At 62.5% G+C, this 20,941-nt stretch carries 18 protein-coding genes; 9 read left to right on the forward strand and 9 right to left on the reverse strand.

Annotated features, from left to right (window positions below; translation table 11 throughout):
- Nucleotides 1–31 precede the first annotated feature (31 nt).
- From tssE to RP6297_RS21820, 5 genes are all read right to left on the reverse strand, one after another.
- Nucleotides 32–505, reverse strand: coding sequence for a type VI secretion system baseplate subunit TssE (tssE, locus tag RP6297_RS21800; RefSeq protein ID WP_009241814.1), 474 nt, complete (start codon nucleotides 503–505; stop codon nucleotides 32–34).
- Between the two features lie 68 nt (nucleotides 506–573).
- Nucleotides 574–1,077, reverse strand: a complete 504-nt coding sequence (locus tag RP6297_RS21805; RefSeq protein ID WP_009241815.1) for an Hcp family type VI secretion system effector — start codon at nucleotides 1,075–1,077, stop codon at nucleotides 574–576.
- 105 nt (nucleotides 1,078–1,182) lie between these two features.
- Entirely contained in the window at nucleotides 1,183–2,667 is a 1,485-nt protein-coding gene (gene tssC, locus RP6297_RS21810) for a type VI secretion system contractile sheath large subunit (RefSeq protein WP_009241816.1), read from the reverse strand.
- Entirely contained in the window at nucleotides 2,660–3,172 is a 513-nt protein-coding gene (tssB, locus tag RP6297_RS21815; RefSeq protein ID WP_009241817.1) for a type VI secretion system contractile sheath small subunit, read from the reverse strand. The genes tssC and tssB overlap by 8 nt, the downstream gene beginning before the upstream one ends.
- A gap of 35 nt (nucleotides 3,173–3,207) precedes the next feature.
- Nucleotides 3,208–3,837, reverse strand: a complete 630-nt coding sequence (locus tag RP6297_RS21820) for an outer membrane protein assembly factor BamD (RefSeq protein WP_009241818.1) — start codon at nucleotides 3,835–3,837, stop codon at nucleotides 3,208–3,210.
- Nucleotides 3,838–4,276: 439 nt separating this feature from the next.
- Between RP6297_RS21820 and tssJ the strand changes: the two genes are divergently transcribed.
- The 9 genes from tssJ to RP6297_RS21865 all read left to right on the forward strand — a co-directional run bounded on the left by tssJ (nucleotide 4,277) and on the right by RP6297_RS21865 (nucleotide 14,925).
- Nucleotides 4,277–4,870 carry a type VI secretion system lipoprotein TssJ gene (gene tssJ / locus RP6297_RS21825; RefSeq protein ID WP_223293326.1) on the forward strand — a complete coding sequence of 198 codons (594 nt, stop codon included), beginning with the start codon at nucleotides 4,277–4,279 and terminating at the stop codon, nucleotides 4,868–4,870.
- Nucleotides 4,871–4,885: 15 nt separating this feature from the next.
- Entirely contained in the window at nucleotides 4,886–6,232 is a 1,347-nt protein-coding gene (gene tssK, locus RP6297_RS21830) for a type VI secretion system baseplate subunit TssK (protein ID WP_009241820.1), read from the forward strand.
- Nucleotides 6,229–7,014, forward strand: a complete 786-nt coding sequence (icmH, locus tag RP6297_RS21835) for a type IVB secretion system protein IcmH/DotU (RefSeq protein WP_009241821.1) — start codon at nucleotides 6,229–6,231, stop codon at nucleotides 7,012–7,014. Before tssK ends, icmH begins: the two co-directional genes overlap by 4 nt.
- Nucleotides 7,015–7,083: 69 nt before the next feature.
- Entirely contained in the window at nucleotides 7,084–9,879 is a 2,796-nt protein-coding gene (locus RP6297_RS21840; protein ID WP_009241822.1) for a type VI secretion system Vgr family protein, read from the forward strand.
- Nucleotides 9,880–9,899: 20 nt separating this feature from the next.
- A complete protein-coding gene (locus tag RP6297_RS21845) occupies nucleotides 9,900–11,441 on the forward strand; it encodes a hypothetical protein (RefSeq protein ID WP_009241823.1) in 1,542 nt (513 codons plus the stop codon).
- Complete coding sequence (locus RP6297_RS21850; protein ID WP_009241824.1) at nucleotides 11,438–12,505, forward strand: Imm71 family immunity protein; 1,068 nt, start codon at nucleotides 11,438–11,440, stop codon at nucleotides 12,503–12,505. Before RP6297_RS21845 ends, RP6297_RS21850 begins: the two co-directional genes overlap by 4 nt.
- 59 nt (nucleotides 12,506–12,564) lie before the next feature.
- The gene (locus tag RP6297_RS21855; RefSeq protein WP_009241825.1) at nucleotides 12,565–13,623 is read left to right on the forward strand and encodes a hypothetical protein; all 1,059 of its coding nucleotides are present in this window, start codon (nucleotides 12,565–12,567) and stop codon (nucleotides 13,621–13,623) included.
- 76 nt (nucleotides 13,624–13,699) lie between these two features.
- Nucleotides 13,700–14,410 carry a hypothetical protein gene (locus RP6297_RS21860; protein ID WP_009241826.1) on the forward strand — a complete coding sequence of 237 codons (711 nt, stop codon included), beginning with the start codon at nucleotides 13,700–13,702 and terminating at the stop codon, nucleotides 14,408–14,410.
- Nucleotides 14,407–14,925, forward strand: a complete 519-nt coding sequence (locus RP6297_RS21865; protein ID WP_009277645.1) for a hypothetical protein — start codon at nucleotides 14,407–14,409, stop codon at nucleotides 14,923–14,925. The genes RP6297_RS21860 and RP6297_RS21865 overlap by 4 nt, the downstream gene beginning before the upstream one ends.
- Nucleotides 14,926–14,951: 26 nt before the next feature.
- On the opposite strand, the gene RP6297_RS21870 is transcribed toward RP6297_RS21865, so the two are convergent.
- The 4 genes from RP6297_RS21870 to RP6297_RS21885 form a co-directional block, all read right to left on the reverse strand.
- Nucleotides 14,952–17,684, reverse strand: a complete 2,733-nt coding sequence (locus RP6297_RS21870; RefSeq protein WP_009241828.1) for an FtsK/SpoIIIE family DNA translocase — start codon at nucleotides 17,682–17,684, stop codon at nucleotides 14,952–14,954.
- Between the two features lie 149 nt (nucleotides 17,685–17,833).
- Complete coding sequence (locus RP6297_RS21875; protein WP_009241829.1) at nucleotides 17,834–19,135, reverse strand: MFS transporter; 1,302 nt, start codon at nucleotides 19,133–19,135, stop codon at nucleotides 17,834–17,836.
- A gap of 52 nt (nucleotides 19,136–19,187) precedes the next feature.
- A complete protein-coding gene (locus RP6297_RS21880) occupies nucleotides 19,188–20,090 on the reverse strand; it encodes an SMP-30/gluconolactonase/LRE family protein (protein ID WP_009241830.1) in 903 nt (300 codons plus the stop codon).
- A gap of 4 nt (nucleotides 20,091–20,094) precedes the next feature.
- Nucleotides 20,095–20,940 (reverse strand): NAD-dependent epimerase/dehydratase family protein, encoded by an 846-nt coding sequence (locus RP6297_RS21885; protein ID WP_009241831.1) that lies wholly within the window; start codon nucleotides 20,938–20,940, stop codon nucleotides 20,095–20,097.
- Nucleotide 20,941: the final 1 nt, after the last annotated feature.

Genomic DNA, 20,941 nt, shown 5'->3' on the forward strand with positions numbered 1-20,941 from the left:
CGAGTGGTGCGTTGTGCAGGTCCGAGCAGTCTCAGCCGCGTCCGCGTGACACGGAATACCGCAGCGTCGACGGTTGCAGCATGGCGTCAAAACTCACGGGCTCGCGTGCGGGCCCCACCAGCAGCACTGCGCTGATCCCAAAGCACAAGGCATTGGTCGCGCGTTCATTGATTTCCAGCGACACATTCACATGCTGCAAACGCGGCTCGTGCCGCTCGATCGCCTTGGTGAGCGACTGGCAGATGTAGTTGCGGTCGTAGAAACTGGCCAGGCTCAGGCCGGAAAAATCGTTCAGGCCATACGTAAGCAGCGACCGCTTGCATTCGGGCAAGCCGTGCAAATCCTCTTCTTCCAACACGATGCGCGTGTTGAGCAAGGATTCAATGTCGCGTGCCACGGTGCTCTTGAGTTCTTCAAGCGAGAGCTGGCGCAATGCCGTGGGCATGGGCGCATGCGGCTCGTCGTCGAAGAGCTTGTCGAGCAGGCTGGGTTCGAAGCCTTTCATATGCTGCTAGAAAACAAGATGCCGCAGCACGGCGGCTGCGGCCCTTGTCATCAGGAGAACACCAAACGTTAAACCGAGTAGGTCTTGTCGTTCTTGGTGAGGCTCCAGGCGCCTTGCGAATTGCCGCCTTGGCCGCCGGCGCTCTTCTGCTGCGTGTACTTCCATTGCACAGCGGCGTAGCGCAGGCTGAACGTGTCGGTCGGGATGCCCTGGGCCACCACTTGCGAATCGACTTCGCTCAGGATGGCGTTCTTCAGCTTGACTTCGAGGTACTTCACGCGGTTGCCTTCGCCGTCTGCGCGGAAGAATTCGATGGTCACTTCACCGAAGGTCGTGCCGCCCGAAGCGTGCTGGTACAGCAGCGGGCTGACGACGTCCAGATCCTTCGTGAAGACCATGTCGCGGTGCTCGCAACGCTCAGCCGTGTGGCCGCCGGCGGTCGAAGCTGTGGCCGAACGCGGTTGGCTGATGGCCTGCGACCAGCTGTTGATTTCGATCCAGTCCTTGTGATCCTTGTCTTGCGACTCCCCCTTGATTGCCGGGCTGTCGAACTTGACGTAGATATCCTTCATACAGAGACCCTCTTCAATAGATTGGTTGTTGGTACTGCAATGGGTAACGAGCGTAACGGGTGGTTATGCCCGAACATTCCCCCCCGGGGAGAGTCCGGTCAGGAATTACGAGTTGGCCGACTTGGGCAGATCCGCCACGAGGCGCAGCGAGATCGACAGTTCATCGAGCTGGAAGTGCGGCCGCAGGAACGCCACCGAGCGATACGTGCCCGGCTTGCCCGGCACCTCCGCCACCTGGATCGACGCCTCGCGCAGCGGGAATTGCGCCTTCTGTTCTTGCGTGGCGTTGTCGTCCAGCAGCACGTACTGCGAGATCCAGCGGTTCAGGAACGTCTCAACGTTCTTGGCCGAGGCAAAGCTGCCGATCTTGTCGCGCATCATCGCCTTCAGGTAATGCGCCACGCGCGATACCGAGAAGATGTACTGCAGCTGCGCAGACAGCACCGCATTGGCGTTGGCGCTGTCGGAGTCGTACTTCTTCGCCTTCTGCGCCGACTGTGCAGCGAAGAACGCGGCGTAATCCGTGTTCTTGCAATGCACGAGCGGGATGAAGCCGAGGTCGCTCAGTTCCTTCTCGCGGCGGTCGGTGATGGCGATTTCAGTCGGGCACTTGAGTGCGATTTCGCCGTCGTCGGTCTTGAAGGTGTGCGTCGGCAGGTCTTCGACCAGGCCGCCACCTTCCACACCGCGGATGGCAGCGCACCAGCCGAAGTCGTCAAACGCCGCGGTCAGGCGCGCGCCGAACGCCCAGGCGGCGTTGCACCACAGGTACTTGCTGTGATCGGTGCCATCCACGTCTTCAACAAAGTTGAAGCTCTCGACCACGGTGCCGTCCTTCGGGTTGTACGGCAGACGGCCCAAGAAGCGCGGCAACGTCAGACCGACGTAGCGCGAATCTTCCGAGTCACGGAACGACTTCCACTTGGCGTATTCGACCGTGTCGAACACCTTCGCCAGGTCGCGCGGCTTGCCCAGGTCGGCAAACGATTCCAGGCCCAGCAGCTCCGGCGACGACGAGGCAATGAACGGTGCGTGCGAAGCCGCAGCCACGTGCGCCATCTGCTCGATGAAGTACATGTCTTCGGGCTGACGCGTGATTTCGTAGTCGCCGATCAGCGCGCCGAACGGGGCCCCGCCGAAGGTGCCGAATTCCTCTTCGTAGACCTTCTTGAACAGCGCGCTCTGGTCGAACTCGATGGCGGTCTTGAAGTCCTTCGTCAGGTCACGCTTGGTCGCGTTGAGCGCCTTGATCTTGATCGTCTGGCCAGTGCTCGTTTCCTTGACGAGGTAGTGCAGACCGCGCCAGGTGGATTCCAGCTTCTGGAATTCCGGCGCGTGCATGATCGCGCTCAGTTGCTGCGAGATCAGGCGGTCCAACTCGGCCACACGTGCATCGAGCGTGGCCGACAGATTGTCGGACACCACCACGGTGCCGCTCAGCACCTGGCTTGCCAGCTCGCCGATGATGTCTTTTGCGCGCGCGCGCTCGGAGTCGGACTTGGCGACGCGGCTTTGCTCGACGATGCTGTCGAGCAGGCTCACCTCTTCCGCAACCGAGGCGCCTTGCGCAGCGGATTGGTTCTCAAGCATCCTCGCCCCCGTTTTGCTTGGCGCCCAGCTTCTTCGCGTTTTCGGTGTTCTTCAGCACTTCCGACAGCAGGTCTTCGAGCTTGTCGTTACCGGCCATCTTGTTGCGCAGGTCAGCCAGCTTGGAGCGCGCTTCGAGCAGCTTGCGCAGGGGCTCGACCTGCTCGACAACGGCTTCGGGGCTGAAGTCCTCAAGCGAACGGAACTTCAGGTCGACGCCAAAGCGGCCACCGTCTTCCGTCAGCGTGTTCGGCACCTGGAACGCCGCGCGCGGCTCCACGCCCTTCATCACTTCGTCAAAGTTGTCGCGGTCGATGTTGACGAACTTGCGGTCGCGAAGCTTGGGCTGCTGCACTTCGGATTGGCCCGACAGGTCTGCCACCACGCCCACCACGAATGGCAGTTCCTTCGTCTCGATTGCGTCGCCGATCTCGACGTCATACGTCAGCTGCACGCGCGGCGGACGCACCTTCTGCAGACGCTTCTGTACGCTTTCTTTCTTGGCCATCACGTTCCTCCAGGAATGCGGAACCAGCGCTGTGCTTAACGCAGTGCGCCGAACGGGTCTGCGCTGCCGCTGGCAGCACCGGTGGTGGCTGCGGGTGCAGCCGTGGTGCCGTGCTCGGCGGCCGGCGCTGCACGGCGGACAACACGCGCGGGGCGGCGCACCGGCTGCTTGGCCGTCTGCTCGCCCGGGAACAGAACCTGTTCGCCCAGCGTGTCGCGCAGCATCTTGGCAAGCACCTGCGCGTCGGTCTTGACGTCGCCGGCCAGCGCGCTGTCGGCACGCAGCTCCTGCAGCGAACGGCGCGCCACGCGCAGGCCGCTCACCGCCAGGATGCTCTTCGCCTGGCGATCTGCGTTGTCACGCTGCAGGGCTTCTTCGGCAGCCAGGATGGCCTGCGGATATTTCTCGGCGCCGAACTGGATCTGCGCAATGCGCACCCACGGCTCGTCACGGGTCGGGTTCTGCTTGGCGATCTGCTGGTACAGATCAATCGCCTTGTCTTGCTGGCCGCCCTTGGCCGCAGCTTCCGCCTCCGACATGCTCTGGCCGAAGGCCTCGTCGGTTTGGGGTCCGGGGTTGGTGGTCGAGCAGCCTGCAAACAGAGCGGCGACAGCAGACAGCACGATGAAGGAACGGAGAACGGAAATAGACGAGGATTTGGCCACGGCGAGACTCTTCAAAGTTTCAAAGCGGTGTGTCGATACCCAGTCAAATTCGCCGGAATTGGCGAGTTAAATGTTGGTCTCGACTGGCGCGAAATAGTACACTCCGCTCGTTGCCGTTGACAACCAAAAACGGATTATTAAGAAACCGAAACATCCTTTGTATTCAGTACCTTAGAGCGGCGCCCGGCAACGATCTTCGATTATTAAGAAACCGAAACATTCTTCTGTTTTCCTTTATTAAGGAACCGAAACAATTCAACAGCCTCCTTTAGCCGAACGGGCCTCGCGGCAGTCAAACAAAGAGAATTAAATAATTCAGAAATCAGGCATGAAGATGATGAAATTCGATGCCGCTTGGGAGCAAGCGGCGAGGCAGCCGGGCTGCGGCGGCCTTCTCAAGCGGTCTCTGAAGCACCATCTTGCGGCGGCGCTCAAGCTGATGCTGGTGAGCGCGAGCGTGGTCGCGCTGGCCGCCTGCTCCACCGGCGCAAGCGTGCTGGCGGGTGCGGCCAACGGCGCGCTGGAAGCGATGGGGCTCAAATCGTCGAACGTGCCCGATGCGCAAAAGCCGCCGCGTGAAGTGCCGCTCAAGATGACGGCCGGCAACAACCTGAACGCTGCCAACGACCGCCGCCCGGTTGCGGTGGTGGTGCGCCTGTATTCGTTGAAGGACCCGACCAGCTTCCTGCAGGCGCCGTATGACACCTTCATCGACCCGGCGCGTGAGAAACAAACGCTGGGCGCCGACCTCGTCAACGTGCGTGAGATGACGCTGATCCCGGGCCAGCGTTACGACTTCACCGAGAAAGTTTTGCGCGAAGCCACCACGCTGGGCGTCGTGGCGCTGTTCCGCAGCCCCGCGTCGCAGCGCTGGAAGTTTGCCTTCAACACCGAGAAGAACGAGAAGTCGGGCATCGTGATCGGGCTGCACGCCTGCGCCATGACGGTGACATCCGGCACGCTGACCACCCCGGCTGGCGCCACACCGCTGACCGATCTCAACCTGCTCTCCCCCGCGGTGTGCGGTAGCTGAACAACAAGGGCCAAAGTGAGTTACTCCGCAAAGATTCTCTGGGGCGAAGGGCTGTTCCTGCGCCCGCAGCATTTCCAGCGTCAGGACGCGTATCACGAGTCCCGCCTGCATGCGACTGCGCAAGTCATCCAGCCGTATGCATGGGGTATCCGCCATGCACGCTTCGATACCGATGCGCTGGCCAGCGGCGTGCTGCGCGTGGTCGAGCTGTCGCTGTTCTTTCCGGACGGCGAGCTGTACTTCGCGCCGCAGGCCGATGCGCTTCCGCCGCCGCTGGTGCTCGACGCGGTTCCTGCCGGCGTGTCGGAGCTGACGTTCCATATCGCCCTGTATCCGCTGCAAGACAACGGCGGCAATTACCGCGAGCAGATCGAAGGCGCATCGGTATCGCGCTTTGTTGGTGCGGAGGAGGAAACGGCCGACCTCTATACGGAGGCCGAGCCCGCCGCCATCACGTATCTGAAGAAGTCGGTCAAGCTGATTGCCGAGACGGAACCGCGCGAGCAGTTCATCTCGCTGCCCGTGGTGCGCGTGCGGCGCACCGGCACCGGTGGTTTTGAGCTGGACGAGAACTTTGTCGCGCCGAGCATGGCGATCAACGCCTCGGCTGTGCTGTATCAGCGCCTGCGCCGGCTGCTCGATGCACTGCAGGCCAAGGTGAATGCGCTGTACGGTTTCCACCGCGAGCCGACCAAGAACATCATCGAATTCCGCTCCGGCGACATTGCCTCGTTCTGGCTGCTGCATACGGCCAATGCGGCCTTCGCGGCGCTGTCGCACCTGTATCACCACCCGGACCTGCACCCTGAGCGCCTGTTCCAGGAAATGCTGCGCCTGGCGGGCGCCTTGATGACGTTCACCAAGAGCTACACGCTGGCCGACCTGCCCGCCTACGATCACGACAACCCGGGCCCGGTGTTTGCCAAGCTCGACACGATCGTGCGCGAGCTGCTCGATACCGTCATCTCCACGCGCTACTTTGCGATTGCGCTCGAAGAGACGCGCCCGTCGTTCCACCTCGGCCGCATCGACTCCGGCAAGATCGACGACCAGACCAGCTTCTACCTGTCGGTGTCGGCAGACATGCCCGCCGCCGAGCTGGTGGAAGCGATTCCGGCGCGCTTCAAGGTCGGCGCCCCCGACGACGTGGAAAAGCTCGTGCTGTCGTCCATGCCTGGCGTGCCGCTCACCTATACGCCGCAAGTGCCGCCCGCCATTCCGGTGCGCCCAGGCGCGTGCTACTTCGCCGTTGAAGCGCGCGGCATGCTGTACGAACGCATGCTGCAGGCGCAGACCCTCACCATCTATGCCCCGGCCGGCATCCGGGAACTCAAACTTGAACTGATCGCGGTGACTTCATGAGCGCTACCTCCACCCCTTCGCTGTTTGGCGGTTCGGCACCGGCAACCGCTGCGGCGGATGCACGTGAATCCAACACGCACGCCCGCACGCTGCTCGACTTGCTGTACGACGGTTTCTTCATGCTGTTCCAGTTGCGCAATGGCCAGCAGCCGACCAGCGCAGAAGATTTCCTCTCGCGCGTACGCGCCTTCCTCGACGATTTCGACCGCGGCGCCAAGCGCCTGAACGTGTCGGCTGAAGACGTGTTCGACGCCAAGTACGCCTTCTGCGCCGCGGTGGACGAAACCATCCTGTCGTCCAACTTTGCGATCCGCCCGGCCTGGGAGCGCCGCCCGCTGCAGCTCGTTCTGTTTGGCGAACAGCTCGCCGGCGAGACCTTCTTCGTCAAGCTCGAAGAACTGCGTGCGCACGGTGCACCGCGCCTGCAGGCGCTGGAGGTCTTCCACATGTGCCTGCTGCTGGGCTTTCGCGGCAAGTACATCCTCGAAGGGCCGGAGAAGCTGGCCTACCTGACCGCACGCCTGGGTGACGAGATTTCTGCCATCAAGGGCAAGCGTGCCGCGTTTGCACCGCACTGGCCGCTGCCCGACAAGGTCGCGCACATGCTCAAGCGCGAAACGCCGCTGTGGATTTTCGGCGCCGTGTTTGCGCTGATCGGGCTGCTGGGCTTCCTCGGGCTGTCGCACACGCTGAACGCCAAGACTAACGAAACGCTGGAAGGCTATTCGCAGGTCATCAAGCTCGGGCCGCGCTTCTCGCACCTGACGATTTCGCTGCCGTGATGGCCACGATGGGCCGCGTGCCCATCCTTCTGCTGAACCGCAACACGAACCCAGCGCGACGCTGTTCCGATGAAGCCTTTGTCCAACCTGCCGGCCGCCGTGCCACAAGCCGTCCTGGGCGCGCTGCTCGGGCAGCAGACCCGCCAGATCACGCTGGAGACGGCGCTTGCTTCCGACAACCTTGTCGTGGAGCGCTTTACCGCCACCGAGGCGGTGTCGGCCTCTTTCGTCCTGCATATCGATTGCCTGAGCCCGTCGGCGCATCTGGACACGGCCAAGCTGGCCTCGCAGGAAGTCACGCTGCGCCTGATGCAAGGCGACGGCAAGCGACGCGCGTGGCACGGTTACGTGGCCGATTGCGCATCGCTCGGCGGTGACGGCGGCCTCGCACGCTACCGGCTGCGCGTCGTGCCTTGGCTTGACCGCCTGCGCACACGCAGCGACTGCTTCGTCTACCAGGACAAGACCGCGCTCGAGATCATCGAAGACGTCTTCAGCGAATACCCCACCGCGCATTACAAGATTGCGACCACACAGCCGTGCGCCAAACGATCGATTTGCTGCCAATACCGCGAAACCGACTACGCGTTCGTGATGCGCCTGCTGGCCGAGGAAGGCCTGTCGTTCCGCATCGAGCACGAGCAAAGCGACGACAAGCAACAGCAAGGCAGCACGCAGTCGCGTCACACCGTCGTCATCTTCGACAACGATGCGCAACGTCCGGCTTGCCCGCAGCCGCAGATCCGCTTCCATCGCGTTGACGCCACCGAAAGCGAAGACGCGATCGAGCGTTTCTCGCACGCGCACAGCGTGGGCACCAATGCAGTGACGCTCGCCTCGTGGGACTACAAGGCACTGGCCGCGACCAGCGCCCAAGCCAGCGCCAGCGACCCCGGCGGCGAACTGCCTACGCTGGAACGTTTTGAAGCCTCGGGCTCGTATCAATATTCGAATACGCAAGAGGCCAGCCGCGCAGCGCAACTGCGCATGCAGGCACACGAAGGCGCGTACCTGCGCTACGAAGGCCAAGGCAGCGTGCGCCAATTGGGCGCCGGCCAGCGCTTCACGCTCACGCAGCATTTCGACAGCAAGCACAGCGAGTTCGTCACGCTGCAGGTGGAACACGAAGCCGCCAACAACCTCGGCGCCGACATCGCACGCTTGCTCTCCACCACCGAGATCGAATCGGGCAGCTACCGCAATCGTTTCGTCGCCGTACCGGCCGAGGCGTCCATCGTGCCGCCCTATCGACGCCGCCCGACGGCGCCTGAAGGCCAGGCTGCCGTGGTCATTGCCGACGACGGCGCGCCGCTCACCACCGACCGCGACCATCGCGTGCGCGTGCGTTTCCCGTGGCTGCGCGCGCCGGAGGTCAATGCGTTTTCCGATCCGTCCAACAGCGACCGCTCGCAAGTCACCGCCTGGGTGCGCGTGGCCAGCGCCAGCGCGGGCCCGAACTGGGGCGGCAATCACCTGCCGCGCGCCGGCACGCAGGTCCTGCTGACGTTTATCGACGGCGACATCGACCGCCCGATGATCGCCATGCAGTTGCACAACACGCAGGACGCCCTGCCCTGGGCCCCTGCCGATGCGCCGCTTGGGCAAGCCCTGTCCGGCTGGCATTCGCAGGGCCTCGGAGGCGACGGCTACAACCAGTGGGTCGTCGACGATCACCCTGGCCAGTTACGCACGCGCCTGGCAAGCTCCACCGCCAACAGCCAGCTCAATCTCGGCTATGTCACCTCGCACGGCGCCACGGGCGGAGACCGCGGCACGTGGCGCGGCACCGGCGCCGAACTGCGCACCGATGCTTGGGCGGTGGTCCGTGCCGGCGCAGGCCTGCTGCTCTCGACCACCGCATGCGCGCAAGCCGTCTGCACGCTGCTCGACGCCCACGAAGCGCGCGGGCAGCTCACCGCCGCGCAGAAGACGGCACAGCGCTTGTCGGATGCCGCCGCGAGCCAGCAAGCGCTGCCCTTGGCGGCCAACGAAGCGTTCGAGCCGATCGACAAGGCGCTCGACCCTGCACAGGACGGCAAGTACCCCAGCAACGTCAATGGCCAGGATTCACAGCAGCCCGTCGATAAATTCGGCCAGCCGCTGCTGGTGACCGAATCGCCCTCCAGCATCGCGCTCGCCTCGCAGGCCACGACCACCGTCTACGCGGGCCGGCATCTGCACGGCACCGCGCAGGCCGACTGGCACCTCGCCGCTGGCAACGTCATCGCCGCCGCGGCTGCAAAGGGCGTGAGCCTGTTCGCCCAGCGCAACGGCATCCGCGCGATTGCCGAAGGCGGGCCGGTGTCGATCCAGGCGCATACCGATGCGTTGGCAGTGCTGGCAGACAAGGCCGTTACCGTTACCTCGTCGGCCGATTCGGTCGAGATCCTCGCGCAACAGAACATCGTGCTGCATGGCGGGGATTCATTGATCCGGCTGGAAGGGAATGCGGTGACGTTTGAGACGTCGGGGTTGCTGTCGGTGAAGGGGGCTGGGCATCCGTTTGAGGGGCCTGGGGGGCAGGCGGCGGCGTTGCCGGCGTTGCCGGTGGGTGTTTTACCCCCGTCAACCGTGCTGCTTGAACACACATATCACGACGGTCAGGGCCTAGCTGGCGCCAAGTACTTCGCCAAATTTGCAGATGGATCGGAGCGGCAAGGCATTTTGGATAGCCAAGGTCGCGCGACGTTGGAAAACGTACCTCCTGGCAGTGTGCAAGTCAGCTACGGCCCCATGCCAGGTGCCTTTGAGCGCAAAGACAAGACGCCGATGCCTAATCACGATCCGAATCCATCGGACAGCAAGCTTTCCAAGCTCGTCGATAAGTACTTGTCGGCGAGCAACACGCCAACCCCTTCCGCCTAAGCTTCCTCTGTCCGCACGTCATGTCTTCTTCTGATACCGCACAGGCGCCGGGTGGCCTGAGCTTAAGCAAGTTCAAATCCATTTGTGCCGACGTCGCCGATTGGACCTGGGGTATGGTCCAAGGAGCCTTCAACGAAAAGGCGACCTTCTCACAAATCCTCGTCGATGCCGTGATCGGCATGATTCCCTTGGTGGGCGATGGCACTGCGGTACGCGATCTGATCGCTGTGATCATGGGCTTGATCAACGACCCCAAAAAACGGGACGAAATCTTCGAGTGGATACTGCTGGTCGTTCTCGTCTTCGCTTTGATACCCGTGATCGGCGGCGTAGTGAAAGGCGTTGGTCGGATCCTAATCAAAGTGTTCAAGGAAGCCGCTTTGCTGACAGGCGCGGCACGTGCCGCAAAGCTCATGGAGGGCGCGCAGGAAATCATTGCGTTCCTGAATCGTATCGGTGTCAAGAACGCGGAGCAGTGGTTGCTGAAACTCCGGTTTGCGGAGTATCAAGCGAAAGTCATGGACCGCTTTGGTGCGCTGATGGATGTGCTCGACATCGCGCTACAGCTGATCAAAGCCAAAGCGGGCTCCATGATCCCGGCGAGCCTCGCCCAGCGAATTGATGCCCTGCGCAACGGCCTTGCGGTAATCAAAGCCAAAGGGAGTGAGATGATTCCCAAGGCCATCAAGGAACTGGATCAGGAGTTGCGCGAATTGCAGGCGTACGTCCGCTCAGGGGGAGAAACCACCAGCCGCGTTGCACTACATGAAGCCGCGACCGGCGAGCGTGTCGCAACGAAAGCAGACGAAGCCCGGCTGGTGGAAGATGGAGCGCTACCGACTCGTTCAGCTCGCGGGGGCTGGAAACAGAATGAGGCTCCAGCTGGACGCCCTGACAAGTACGCTCACGTCTACAAGACCGAACCCGAATACCCAGACCTTACCAAGCGTGTCGACAAAAACGGCCAACTGGAGCAAGTCGCCGCCTACAGCGGCCGCATCGTCAATCGGGAATTAAAACAGGGAGAGGAGATCTTCCGGCTTTTTGGGCCGGGCGGTGTCACCCATGGCATAGATATCGGTCCCAGCAAAGCCGGCGGCGCATGGTGGGGGTTGGGGTCTGCCCCAAAAAACGCCCGGGAGTGGCGAGAAATGTTCGGCGTGCTCGACGAGTTCAATCGTGACGGCTTCCTGGTGACCGGCAGAATTGAAGGCAAAGTCGGGCCTAAAGCGGCAGTCGGCACCGTGTCGGAGCAGGCTGGCACCAAACTGCCCGGACAATACCTACCGGGTGGCGCAACGCAGGCTTACTTCTATCTCGACAAGGCCCTCGCAGAACAACTCGTGGCCCATGGCGAGCAAGTCGTCGCAAGCGGAAAGCCCATGACACTGACCGATCCGGTCAGTGGCATGATATTCCACATACGGCCCACCGGTTGGACTGATGCTAACGGCATCTGGGGTTACCTCTGGCGCCCCGGCAGCCGCACCGTGCATACTGCCAAAGTGGCTGAACATGAAGAAGCCTCCAAAGACAACCACGAAGTCGTAGTTACCCCATGAGCACGAATCGAGTCACGCAAGGCGGCGTTACGCTGCCGACCGAACACGAGCGCAAGCAGATTTTTTACTGGCTCAAGCAGATCAGTTCATTTACAGCATGGAACCGTATCTTCGGTTTCTATCAGGCTTGGGCTCAAGCGACCGAAGAGTGTGCCCGACGGGCCACAGAACCGACGGGGCCTGCTGCAGATTACAGACTCATTCTCAACGGTTTAGCGCATTGCGAAGAGGCGGTGCTTCGCCTCAAGAAAGGCGACAAACGCATCTTCAAATTTGATGCTAATGGCGAGCTGGCCATGGCCGACCGTTTACCCACGTATTGGGAGAAGATGCTATTCCGCATGGAGGACGGGGAAACACTGCAACGCGATGAAAGCAATACCCCTGGCTGGACTCAGTTTCATCAAACATTCGTGAACCTGTGTGCGGCTTGGGGCGAGTGCGCCCCCGACATTCTTGAGCCTCGCTATCTCGATACGGAAACCCACACATTCTGCAACGATTACCTCAGGGCGAAACTCAATCAGATGGTGTTTCCGAATCCCCTGCCTGATGTGCCGGACCCCAAAGAGGACGTGCTGGTCTACAGCGGAAAGATGACGCCCTATTCGGGTATTTGGGAACCCGTCGATGCCCCCAAGCCCAAATTGTTCAGCTTGTTCCGAAACGACGAACAGCCCAAAGGGTCGTTTCCCATCGTCGGCACAATGAGCTATCTGCACGGCGGCTCAAATGCCCCCAACATGGCCGCCTACGCAGAAGAACGCGGTTTGCCGACCACGTGGCGCCTTCTTTGGCGCGATACCCGCTACGAGGATGGCACCATCCCCATCGAGGAGCGGGATTACGTCTTCCTGAAGCCAGATTCAGCACAACAAGAGGTTTCTTCTACTGTGTCTGCTACACCCGACCCGCTCATCTGCGCTGAAAGCGGGCAACCAGCACCCCAGGCGGGCCGCTGGCTGGCCGAAAATGACCTGCAAGCCAGCGTCATACTCCAAGCCGGAGAAATCTTACCGATGCATCAGGGAAGAAAATCTCGTTGGACGCTCGCGCGGGCGTAACCAGCTTTATCGCCTTAAAGCGACAACCGGCTGACTCGTCGCTCACCCGACGACATTCAATGAGTTCGATAAATCTGAAGCCTTACAACTTACCGCGCAACCTTGACCAAGATGCGTGGTTTCTCTATCAAACCACGTCGATCCCGTACTACGAAGTGTGTGCACGTCTGTGCGAAGAGTTTGCACAGTTGCACAATCTTTTCATTACTGGACGGGGGCTGCACGGTGCAGCTCGCCTCGATTATTGGGTGTCGCGCTATCTCACCCATGCTGAGAACATCCGGCGTGGTATCGGCTTCGTCAAGAACGGGGGAGACTACATGCCCATGATCGATATCCTCGATACGCCTTCCACAGACTATCGCGGGATAATCGAGCAACCTCTCGGCTGGATGAGCGATGAAGAGTGTAAGCGTTGGGACAGCAAATTTTCACAGCTTAGCTACGTTTGCGGCACGGGCAGCACTGTTTTGCGGAACAACTTAACAAAAGGGATTCACTGGTTAAACCGCCACTCCATTGGGCAGGATCGAATTTATCTTGACCGGGATGACGGCGATCCGGGCGACACGGCTGGAGCGATCCAACGTGTCGAAGAATACGGAATCATTTCGCCACCTAAGCCGTATCCGAAGCACGTTATCGATTTTGGTGAGCAAGTCCACCCGGGTGACCGCTGTCCTCGTACCGGCGTATGGGTTCCCAGACAATGGTTAGACGGCGCAACTGACTTTAGCCTTGCATTCTGCGTTGAGGGCCACCCCATGCAGCCCGCCTATCGAATAAAGGGATTGGAATTGAATAACCCTTTCTCTGGATACGACGAGGAGATGGCTGCAGAATATGAAGCCATAGCGATGGGGTCACCTGTAACGGAAGCAGTAGATACGACTTGGCACTTCGTATCCCAGCCCGTTGCTCAACCTACGTCGCTGCCCCATCTGCATTTGCGTTGTGAAGCAGGCCACCCCTGCACAAAGAGCGGCTACTGGATAACGCCAGCCAAATCAGGCTCTCGCCGGTTCTTCTCGCAAGGAACCCTGATGCCAGAGGTTGTATCGGACTACGGTTCGACGATCTGGCAGTGGGATAGCGATCAATCTGATCCGAAGCTGTAAACGCTGGGGAAATGTGGGTTGCAGCCCCCCGCAATTCGGGCGCCCGCCCCAGCACCAGCACCAGCAACAAAACACCATGGGCATACTGAAAAAACTATTCGGCCGAAACACCAAAGACCAGGTCGCCAAGCCGCCACCACCGCCGAAAGACGACGACACCTCGCCCGACATCGCCCCCGAACTCGCCCCCGCCTTGGAGGCCTACCAGCAAGGCCAGCACGAAGCTGCCATCTCCGCTGCTGCGCCGTACGCCGATCGCCACGCCGACGCCAACCGCCTATGCGCGCTTGCCTATTCGGACATGCGCCGCTATCCCGAGGCCTTTCCTTACTGGCTTGCGTTGTTCGAACAGGAACCCAGCGCACACAACGCACTGCAGCTTGCGACGACGTCCGTCATGTGCGGCGAACTGAAACGCGGCGAGGCGTGGTTGATGAAGTTCGACGAGATCAACGAGCAGACGCACGAGATGTCCAGCGTCACGGCTCGCACGCAGTTCATCTCGTCGCTCACGCAGAGCGGTCACATGGCCGAGGCATTGCCGTATCTGGATTGGCTGCGCGATGTCTACGCGCGCGTGCGCATCACGGATTCGCATTTCCTGTACGTGCGCGGCATTCCGTTTTTCCCGAGCTTTCTGGAAAACACCCTGCCCGTTCTCAAAGCAAGCATGCCGAACGACAAGATCGTCGATTGGTATGGAACTCTGGTGGGGAAATTGGACGAGGAAGGCGAGGCACAACTTGAGCAGTGGCGGCAATCATTGGCTGTCACGGCGGGCACTTGACCGTGCCCTGCTGCGACACCGGCGTGCAAAGCGAAATGAGTAAGAGAGGCCTTTCGCGATTACTGGGGCTCTTCTGCATCGCAGTCGCCATTGCAGGCTGCACGCGAGACGATCCACGCCCTAACACCAACGTGACAGCACTTTCGCAGCACATCCACCTCAGCATGCCTCCCGCGGCTGCCCGCTTCGAGATAGCCACCCTTCCAGAGCGCAACGACGAAGGCGTACCAGGGCCGACGGACTACGTTGCCCTGATCGCTGCGATCCGGCCACAGGGGCCCGACAACGCGATCATCGCAAATCAGCCCCGCATTGGTGAAGCGGCCGCAGTTCCGGAAGCGTTCCTGCGTGCCTGGCTTTCCGAGGGAGAGAAAGACGCATTGCAGCGAGCAGCCGCGCCAGACGGTACGGCGTACAACATCAGAGCGTTGACGCGCCAGGCCGCCAAACGCGCGATCGCAGTCCCCCTGAATGCCGGCGAGTGGGTCTTATACATTGAGTACGTCGCGCCATAGCCGTCAGCCGTTCAAGCGGCAATCAACTACTCTCCACCACCTGGCGCCAACACCTCACGCTGCCCATTCCGCCCCATCGGCGACACCAGCCCCGCCGCTTCCATCTGTTCGATGAGCCGCGCGGCACGGTTGTAGCCGATGCGCAGTTGCCGCTGCACGGAGGAAATCGACGCGCGGCGCGTGTTGAGCACGAACGCCGCGGCCTCGTCGTAGAGCGGATCGGCTTCTGCATCGCCGCTATCGCCACCAAACAAATCGCCGCTCGCGGCAGCTTCACCCGGATCACCGGCGAGGATGGCTTCGTCGTATTCGGGCTCGCCAAACTGCTTCCAGTGTTCGACCACGCGATGCACTTCCTCATCGGCGACGAACGCGCCGTGCACGCGCTGCGGATACCCGGTGCCCGGCGGCAGGAACAGCATGTCGCCCTGGCCGAGCAGCGATTCGGCGCCCATCTGGTCAAGAATCGTGCGCGAGTCGATCTTGGAGGACACCTGGAACGCCACGCGCGTCGGAATGTTCGCCTTGATCAGACCGGTGATGACGTCCACCGACGGGCGCTGCGTCGCCAGAATCAGATGGATGCCTGCGGCACGAGCCTTTTGCGCAAGGCGCGCGATCAGCTCTTCGATCTTCTTGCCGGCCACCATCATCAGGTCGGCCAGTTCGTCGATGACGACCACGATCAGCGGCAGCGTTGACAGCGGCTCGGGCGCATCGGGCGTGAGCGAGAACGGATTCGGCACCTTGCGGCCGGCCTGCTCCGCTGCGCGGATCTTCTGGTTGTAGCCGGCCAGGTTGCGCACGCCCAATGCAGACATCAGACGGTAGCGCTTTTCCATTTCGCCCACGCACCAGTTGAGCGCGTGCGCGGCCTGCTTCATATCCGTGACCACCGGCGCGAGCAGATGCGGAATGCCCTCGTACACGGAGAGTTCCAGCATCTTCGGGTCGATCATGATCATGCGCACGTCGTCGGGCGTGGCCTTGTACAGCATCGACAGGATCATCGCGTTGACGGCCACCGACTTGCCGGAGCCCGTCGTGCCCGCCACCAGCAGGTGCGGGGCGCGTGCGAGATCCGTCACCACGGGGTTGCCGGTGATGTCCTTGCCCATGGCCAGCACGAGGTGCGACCCGTGCGACTGGAAATCCGCCGCGTTCACGACTTCCGACAGGCGGATCATTTCGCGGCGGGCGTTGGGCAGCTCCAGCCCCATGCATGTCTTGCCGGGGATGGTCTCGACGACCCGGATGGACGTCACGCCCAGCGCACGCGCCAGGTCTTTCATCAGCCCCACAACCTGCGCGCCGCGCACGCCAATCGCCGGGTCAACCTCGAACCGCGTGATGACTGGCCCGGCAGATGCGCCAACGACCGTCACCGGAACTTTGAACTCCGCCAGACGCTGCGCGATCAGGTTGCTGGTCTCTTCCAGGTGCTCGGCGGAGACGGCTTCCGCGCTCGGCGATGCGGCGGTCAGCAATGCGGCACCGGGCAGGCGGTATTCCACGATGCGTTGTACTGCAGGTGCGGTCGCCGGAGCGGGCCCAGGCGCAGGCGCTGCGGCGACGGCCGGTGCTGCGGCGCGCGACACCACTTCCCCCACCACGGCCGGCAAGACGATGCGCGGCTTAGGCGCAGGCAAGACAGGCGCGACTTCCGGCTGCACGGCCGGCTCGATGGCCGGTGCTGCGGGTAGCGCTTCCACCTCGGACAGTGCTTCGACAATCGGTGCGGCTTCTGCTTGCGCGATCGGCTCGACAACCTCTTGGGCAAGCGTCGTTACGGCGGGCGACATCAGGCCGCGCAGTTCAGCCAGGAGCGCCTCGGCTTCCTGGCGTACGGCATCCAGGTCGACGGTTGGAGTTTCTGCGACGGCGGCTTTCGCCTCCACCAACTCAGGCACCGTCGGCTCGGTCAGGACAACCGGCTCTGCAGCGGGCTTAGCCTGCGGCGCAGGGGCCGCCGGGACTGGCACGGGAGCCTGCGTCTGCAAACCCAGTTGCGGTTGATGGAACGGGCTGCTGACGATGGTGGCGCGCAGTTTTGGGCGCGGCGGGGGCGTCTGCGGCGGAGTGGGCGGCGCCAAGGGCTGCGTCTTCACGGTTGGGGATGCGTCTGTCGGCGCGCCCTTCTTTGCGTCGAGCAGCGGCCAGATCTCGCCCGGTTGCGGCGGTGAGGGGCGCGTGCGCGGGGGCGGCTGCCATGCGGGCTGGCGGCGTGCAGAAACGGCTTCGATGCCACGGTGTCGCATGGCCGGCTGCGCGGCCCCAGTGTTACCACTCCAACGCGCCTCCCCTGCTCCGCCAAGGCCGAGCGCGGTCGGCTTCAAACCATCGTCAACGGGTTCGTCGTGGCGGGTTTCTGGCTCGGCAGACGTCTCGGTATGCACACTGCGACGGCGGTTCAACACCTGGCCCCACGATCGCCCGAACACCATTGGGGCGACCCAGATGAGCACCCCGAGCATCAGGAGGAACGCGCCAGTCCAGCCCAGCATGTGAGAAAACAGCGAAGACAATGCGCGCCCGGCGGCTCCGCCGGCCTTGTCCTGCGGGTCGGCGCCAGAAGTCAAGGCTTCAAGCGCGGCGCTGGCGCTCAGCGCGACGAGCGTCACCAGCCAGAGCCGCACGGTGCCTCGACCTTTGAGGAAGTCCCGCTCCCCCGCCAGCGCGCGCGTCACATACCGCCACACCAGCGGCAGCAGCCACACGGTGGAAATGCCAAACCAGCCAAGCACCATTTCAAACGCCATCTACAAATGCCAGGCCGCGATTGTAGCGGGGCGCGCCACCGCCATGAGAATCGCCCGGCCAAAAACACGCGGCCGGGCGTTCTGGCAACACGTTTCAGCGCAACGTGTCCGACGCAGTGGCGTGATCGGCGCGTCTGCGGCAACAGAAATCAGGCCGCAGTACTAGGCGCCGTCCCGCCGGGGCGCATCGGCACGGGGTGTGTCTGCTTGTCGTTGAGCATCGTCCACACGAGGATGGCCGCCACGATGTCAAACACGGCCAGCGCCACGAACAGCGGGTTGTAGCCGATGGTGGTTGCCAGCGTGCCAACTGCCAGCGAGAACAGCATGCCGCCCATGTAACCCGACATGCCCGCCAGCCCCACCGCCGTGCCGACTTCATGCTTGCCGAACATGTCCGACGTGAGCGTGTACAGCGCGCCAGAAAGCGTCTGGTGCGCAAAGCCGCCCACGCAGAACAGCGCAATCGCCGTGTAGGGACTCGTCGCCAACCCAATGCAGGCCGGGCCGATCATGCAGAGGCAACCCGTCACCATTACCAGCTTGCGAGACGTGACAAGCGATACCGAGAACCGCTTCTGGAACCACGGCGCCAGATAGCCGCCCAGCACACAGCCAACGTCCGCCGCCAGGAACGGCAGCCACGCAAACAGCGCGATCTCCTTCAGGTTCATATGGCGCTCGGTGGCCATGTAGAGCGGAATCCAGTAATTGAACGTCTGCCACGCCGGCTCCGACAGAAAGCGCGGGATGGCGATGCCCCAGAAGCGCCGGCCACTGACGATGCTGCCCCACGACGGCTTGGGCGCATCCGCGTAGTCATCCGGCGTTTCCTGGCCGGCACGGATGTATTCCCGCTCTTCGTCGGATAAGCGGTGGTGCTTGGCCGGCACGCGGTACAGCAGGAACCACAGCACGCTCCACACGAGCCCCATCCCGCCGATCACGGCAAAAGCAAAGCGCCAGTTGCCATGCAGAATGCACCAGACCACCAGTGGCGGCGCCACCACCGCGCCCACGGACGACCCGATGTTGAACCAGCCGGTTGCAATCGACCGCTCTTTTGCAGGGAACCACTCCGATGTCGCCCGTAGCGCAGACGGAAAACCCGCTGCCTCCGTCATCCCGAGCATCGCGCGGAACGCGGCCAGCGACAGCCAACCGCCTGCCGTGCTATGCAGCAGGCAGACCACCGACCACGCCCCCGCAAACAGTGCAAAACCCAGCTTCGTGCCCAGCACATCGAGCACATAGCCCGCCACAGGTTGCATCACCATGTAGGCGGCCTGGAATGCCGCGACGATGTAGCCGTACTGCTGCGTGCTGATGTTCAGCACCTTGTTGACTTCAGGCGCCGCCACCGCCAGCGCATTGCGCGCCAGGTAGTTCATGATCAGGCCGCTGAGTACGAGGCCGATGATCCACCAGCGCAAGCCTTTGATGGGTTTCATGTGTTGTCTCCTAAAGCCCCCGGTTCTTCTTGTGTGCGGGGCGTACTCGGTTTCAGAGGTGCAGGACGGGTTCCGGCAATCCAGTCACGCCCGGGCGCACGGCAAACGTGGCGCCCGAGAGCGGGTCGTCGCCGATGCGGATCGACGTCACGAACAGGGTGTCCAGCCCGGGGCCGCCGAATGCGCACATGGCCGGTTTGGACGTAGGAATGGCGATGCTTCGATCAAGGCGGCCGTCCGGCGTGAAGCGGTGCACGAAGCCAGCATCGTTGCCGCAGATCCAGTAGCAACCATCGGCGTCCACGGCAGCGCCATCCGGACGCCCCGGGTGTGCGTTCATGTCGATGAAAACGCGCCGGTTGTACGGCGTGCCGGTGTCGATGTCGTAATCGAAGGCCCAGACCGTCTGGCGGCTTGCGTGCGAATCCGACAGATACATCGTCTTGCCGTCGGGGCTGAAGGCCAGGCCGTTCGGGACGATCAGGTCGTCGATGACGGCATCAACGCGCCCAGTGCGAGCGGCCGCCGCATCCAGGCGATACAGCTTGCCGAGCGGCAGGCCAAGCGAGGTGTCCAGCACCATCGTGCCGGCCCAAAACCGGCCTTGGCGATCGCAGCGACCGTCGTTGAAACGCATGTCGGGGCGCGCGTACGCCACCGTGGCGAGGCGCTGCAGGGGCCCAAGCTCGATGCCGGGGCTGGGCGGTGGCGCGAGAAAGATGCCCGTTTCCATCGCCATCGCCCAGCCGTTGGGCGCCATGGCAATACAGCCGGCCATCTCGGGCAGCGGCCAGCTGTTGGCCTGGCCGGAGAAGAAGTTCCAGCGCCACAGCGTGCGCCCCGGAATGTCCGTCCAGTACAGCGCCTGCTCACCCGCGTGCCAGACGGGGCTTTCGCCGACACCGCATTGCATGTTGCCAATCCGCTCGACTGCCGGCTCTACGTTCAGGTGCATTGCGTCAGTCTCCGAACGGGCCGGCTTTGACAAATGCACCGCCTTGATACTGCGCAGCCGGATCATCGGCAGGCAGCGGCGGCTGCGCTTCGACCTGCGCGCGGAAGATCTCGCTCGTCTGCGTAGGTGTGTAGCCGAGGTGCGCGGCGTGGCGGTTGTCCCACCAGCGGTCGCGGTTGTTCGACATGCCGTAGACCACGGTAAAGCCCACGTTCGGCACGAACAGCGCGCGGCGGATGAGCTGTTCGAGGTCGTCGTACCCGAGCCAGGTGACGAGCATGCGGCGGTCCTTCGCTTCGGCAAACGAAGAGCCGATGCGGATGGCAACCGTCTCGATGCCATAGCGATCGAAATAGAAGCTGGCGAGCTGTTCGCCAAACACCTTGCTCAACCCGTAGTAGCCATCGGGCTTGGTGGGCACGGCGCTGTCGATTACCTCGCCCTGCTTGTAGAAGCCGATGGTGTGGTTCGAGCTGGCAAACACGATGCGGCGCACGCCATGACGACGTGCCGCCTCGTACAGGTTGTAGGTGCCTGCGATATTGGCCGGCAGGATTTCTTCAAACGGCCGCTCGACCGATACGCCGCCCAGATGCACGATCGCATCCGTACCGGCGACAAGCGCATCGACGGCTTTCGCATCAGCCAGGTTGCACGGTACGATCTCCTCGCCGGTGCGTGCTTCGCCCAGATTTGATATATCAGACAAGCGCAAAGAATCAGCGTATTTGGGCAGACGCTCGCGCAGCACCTTGCCGAGGTTGCCGCCGGCGCCCGTTAGCAGCAGGCGGTGGCAACGCGTGGTCACACCCGCGAGCGGGTCGGTTTGAACGTGGACTTCAGTGGTCATA

It is taken from the genome of Ralstonia pickettii, assembly GCF_016466415.2.
Classification (GTDB): Bacteria; Pseudomonadota; Gammaproteobacteria; order Burkholderiales; family Burkholderiaceae; genus Ralstonia; species Ralstonia pickettii.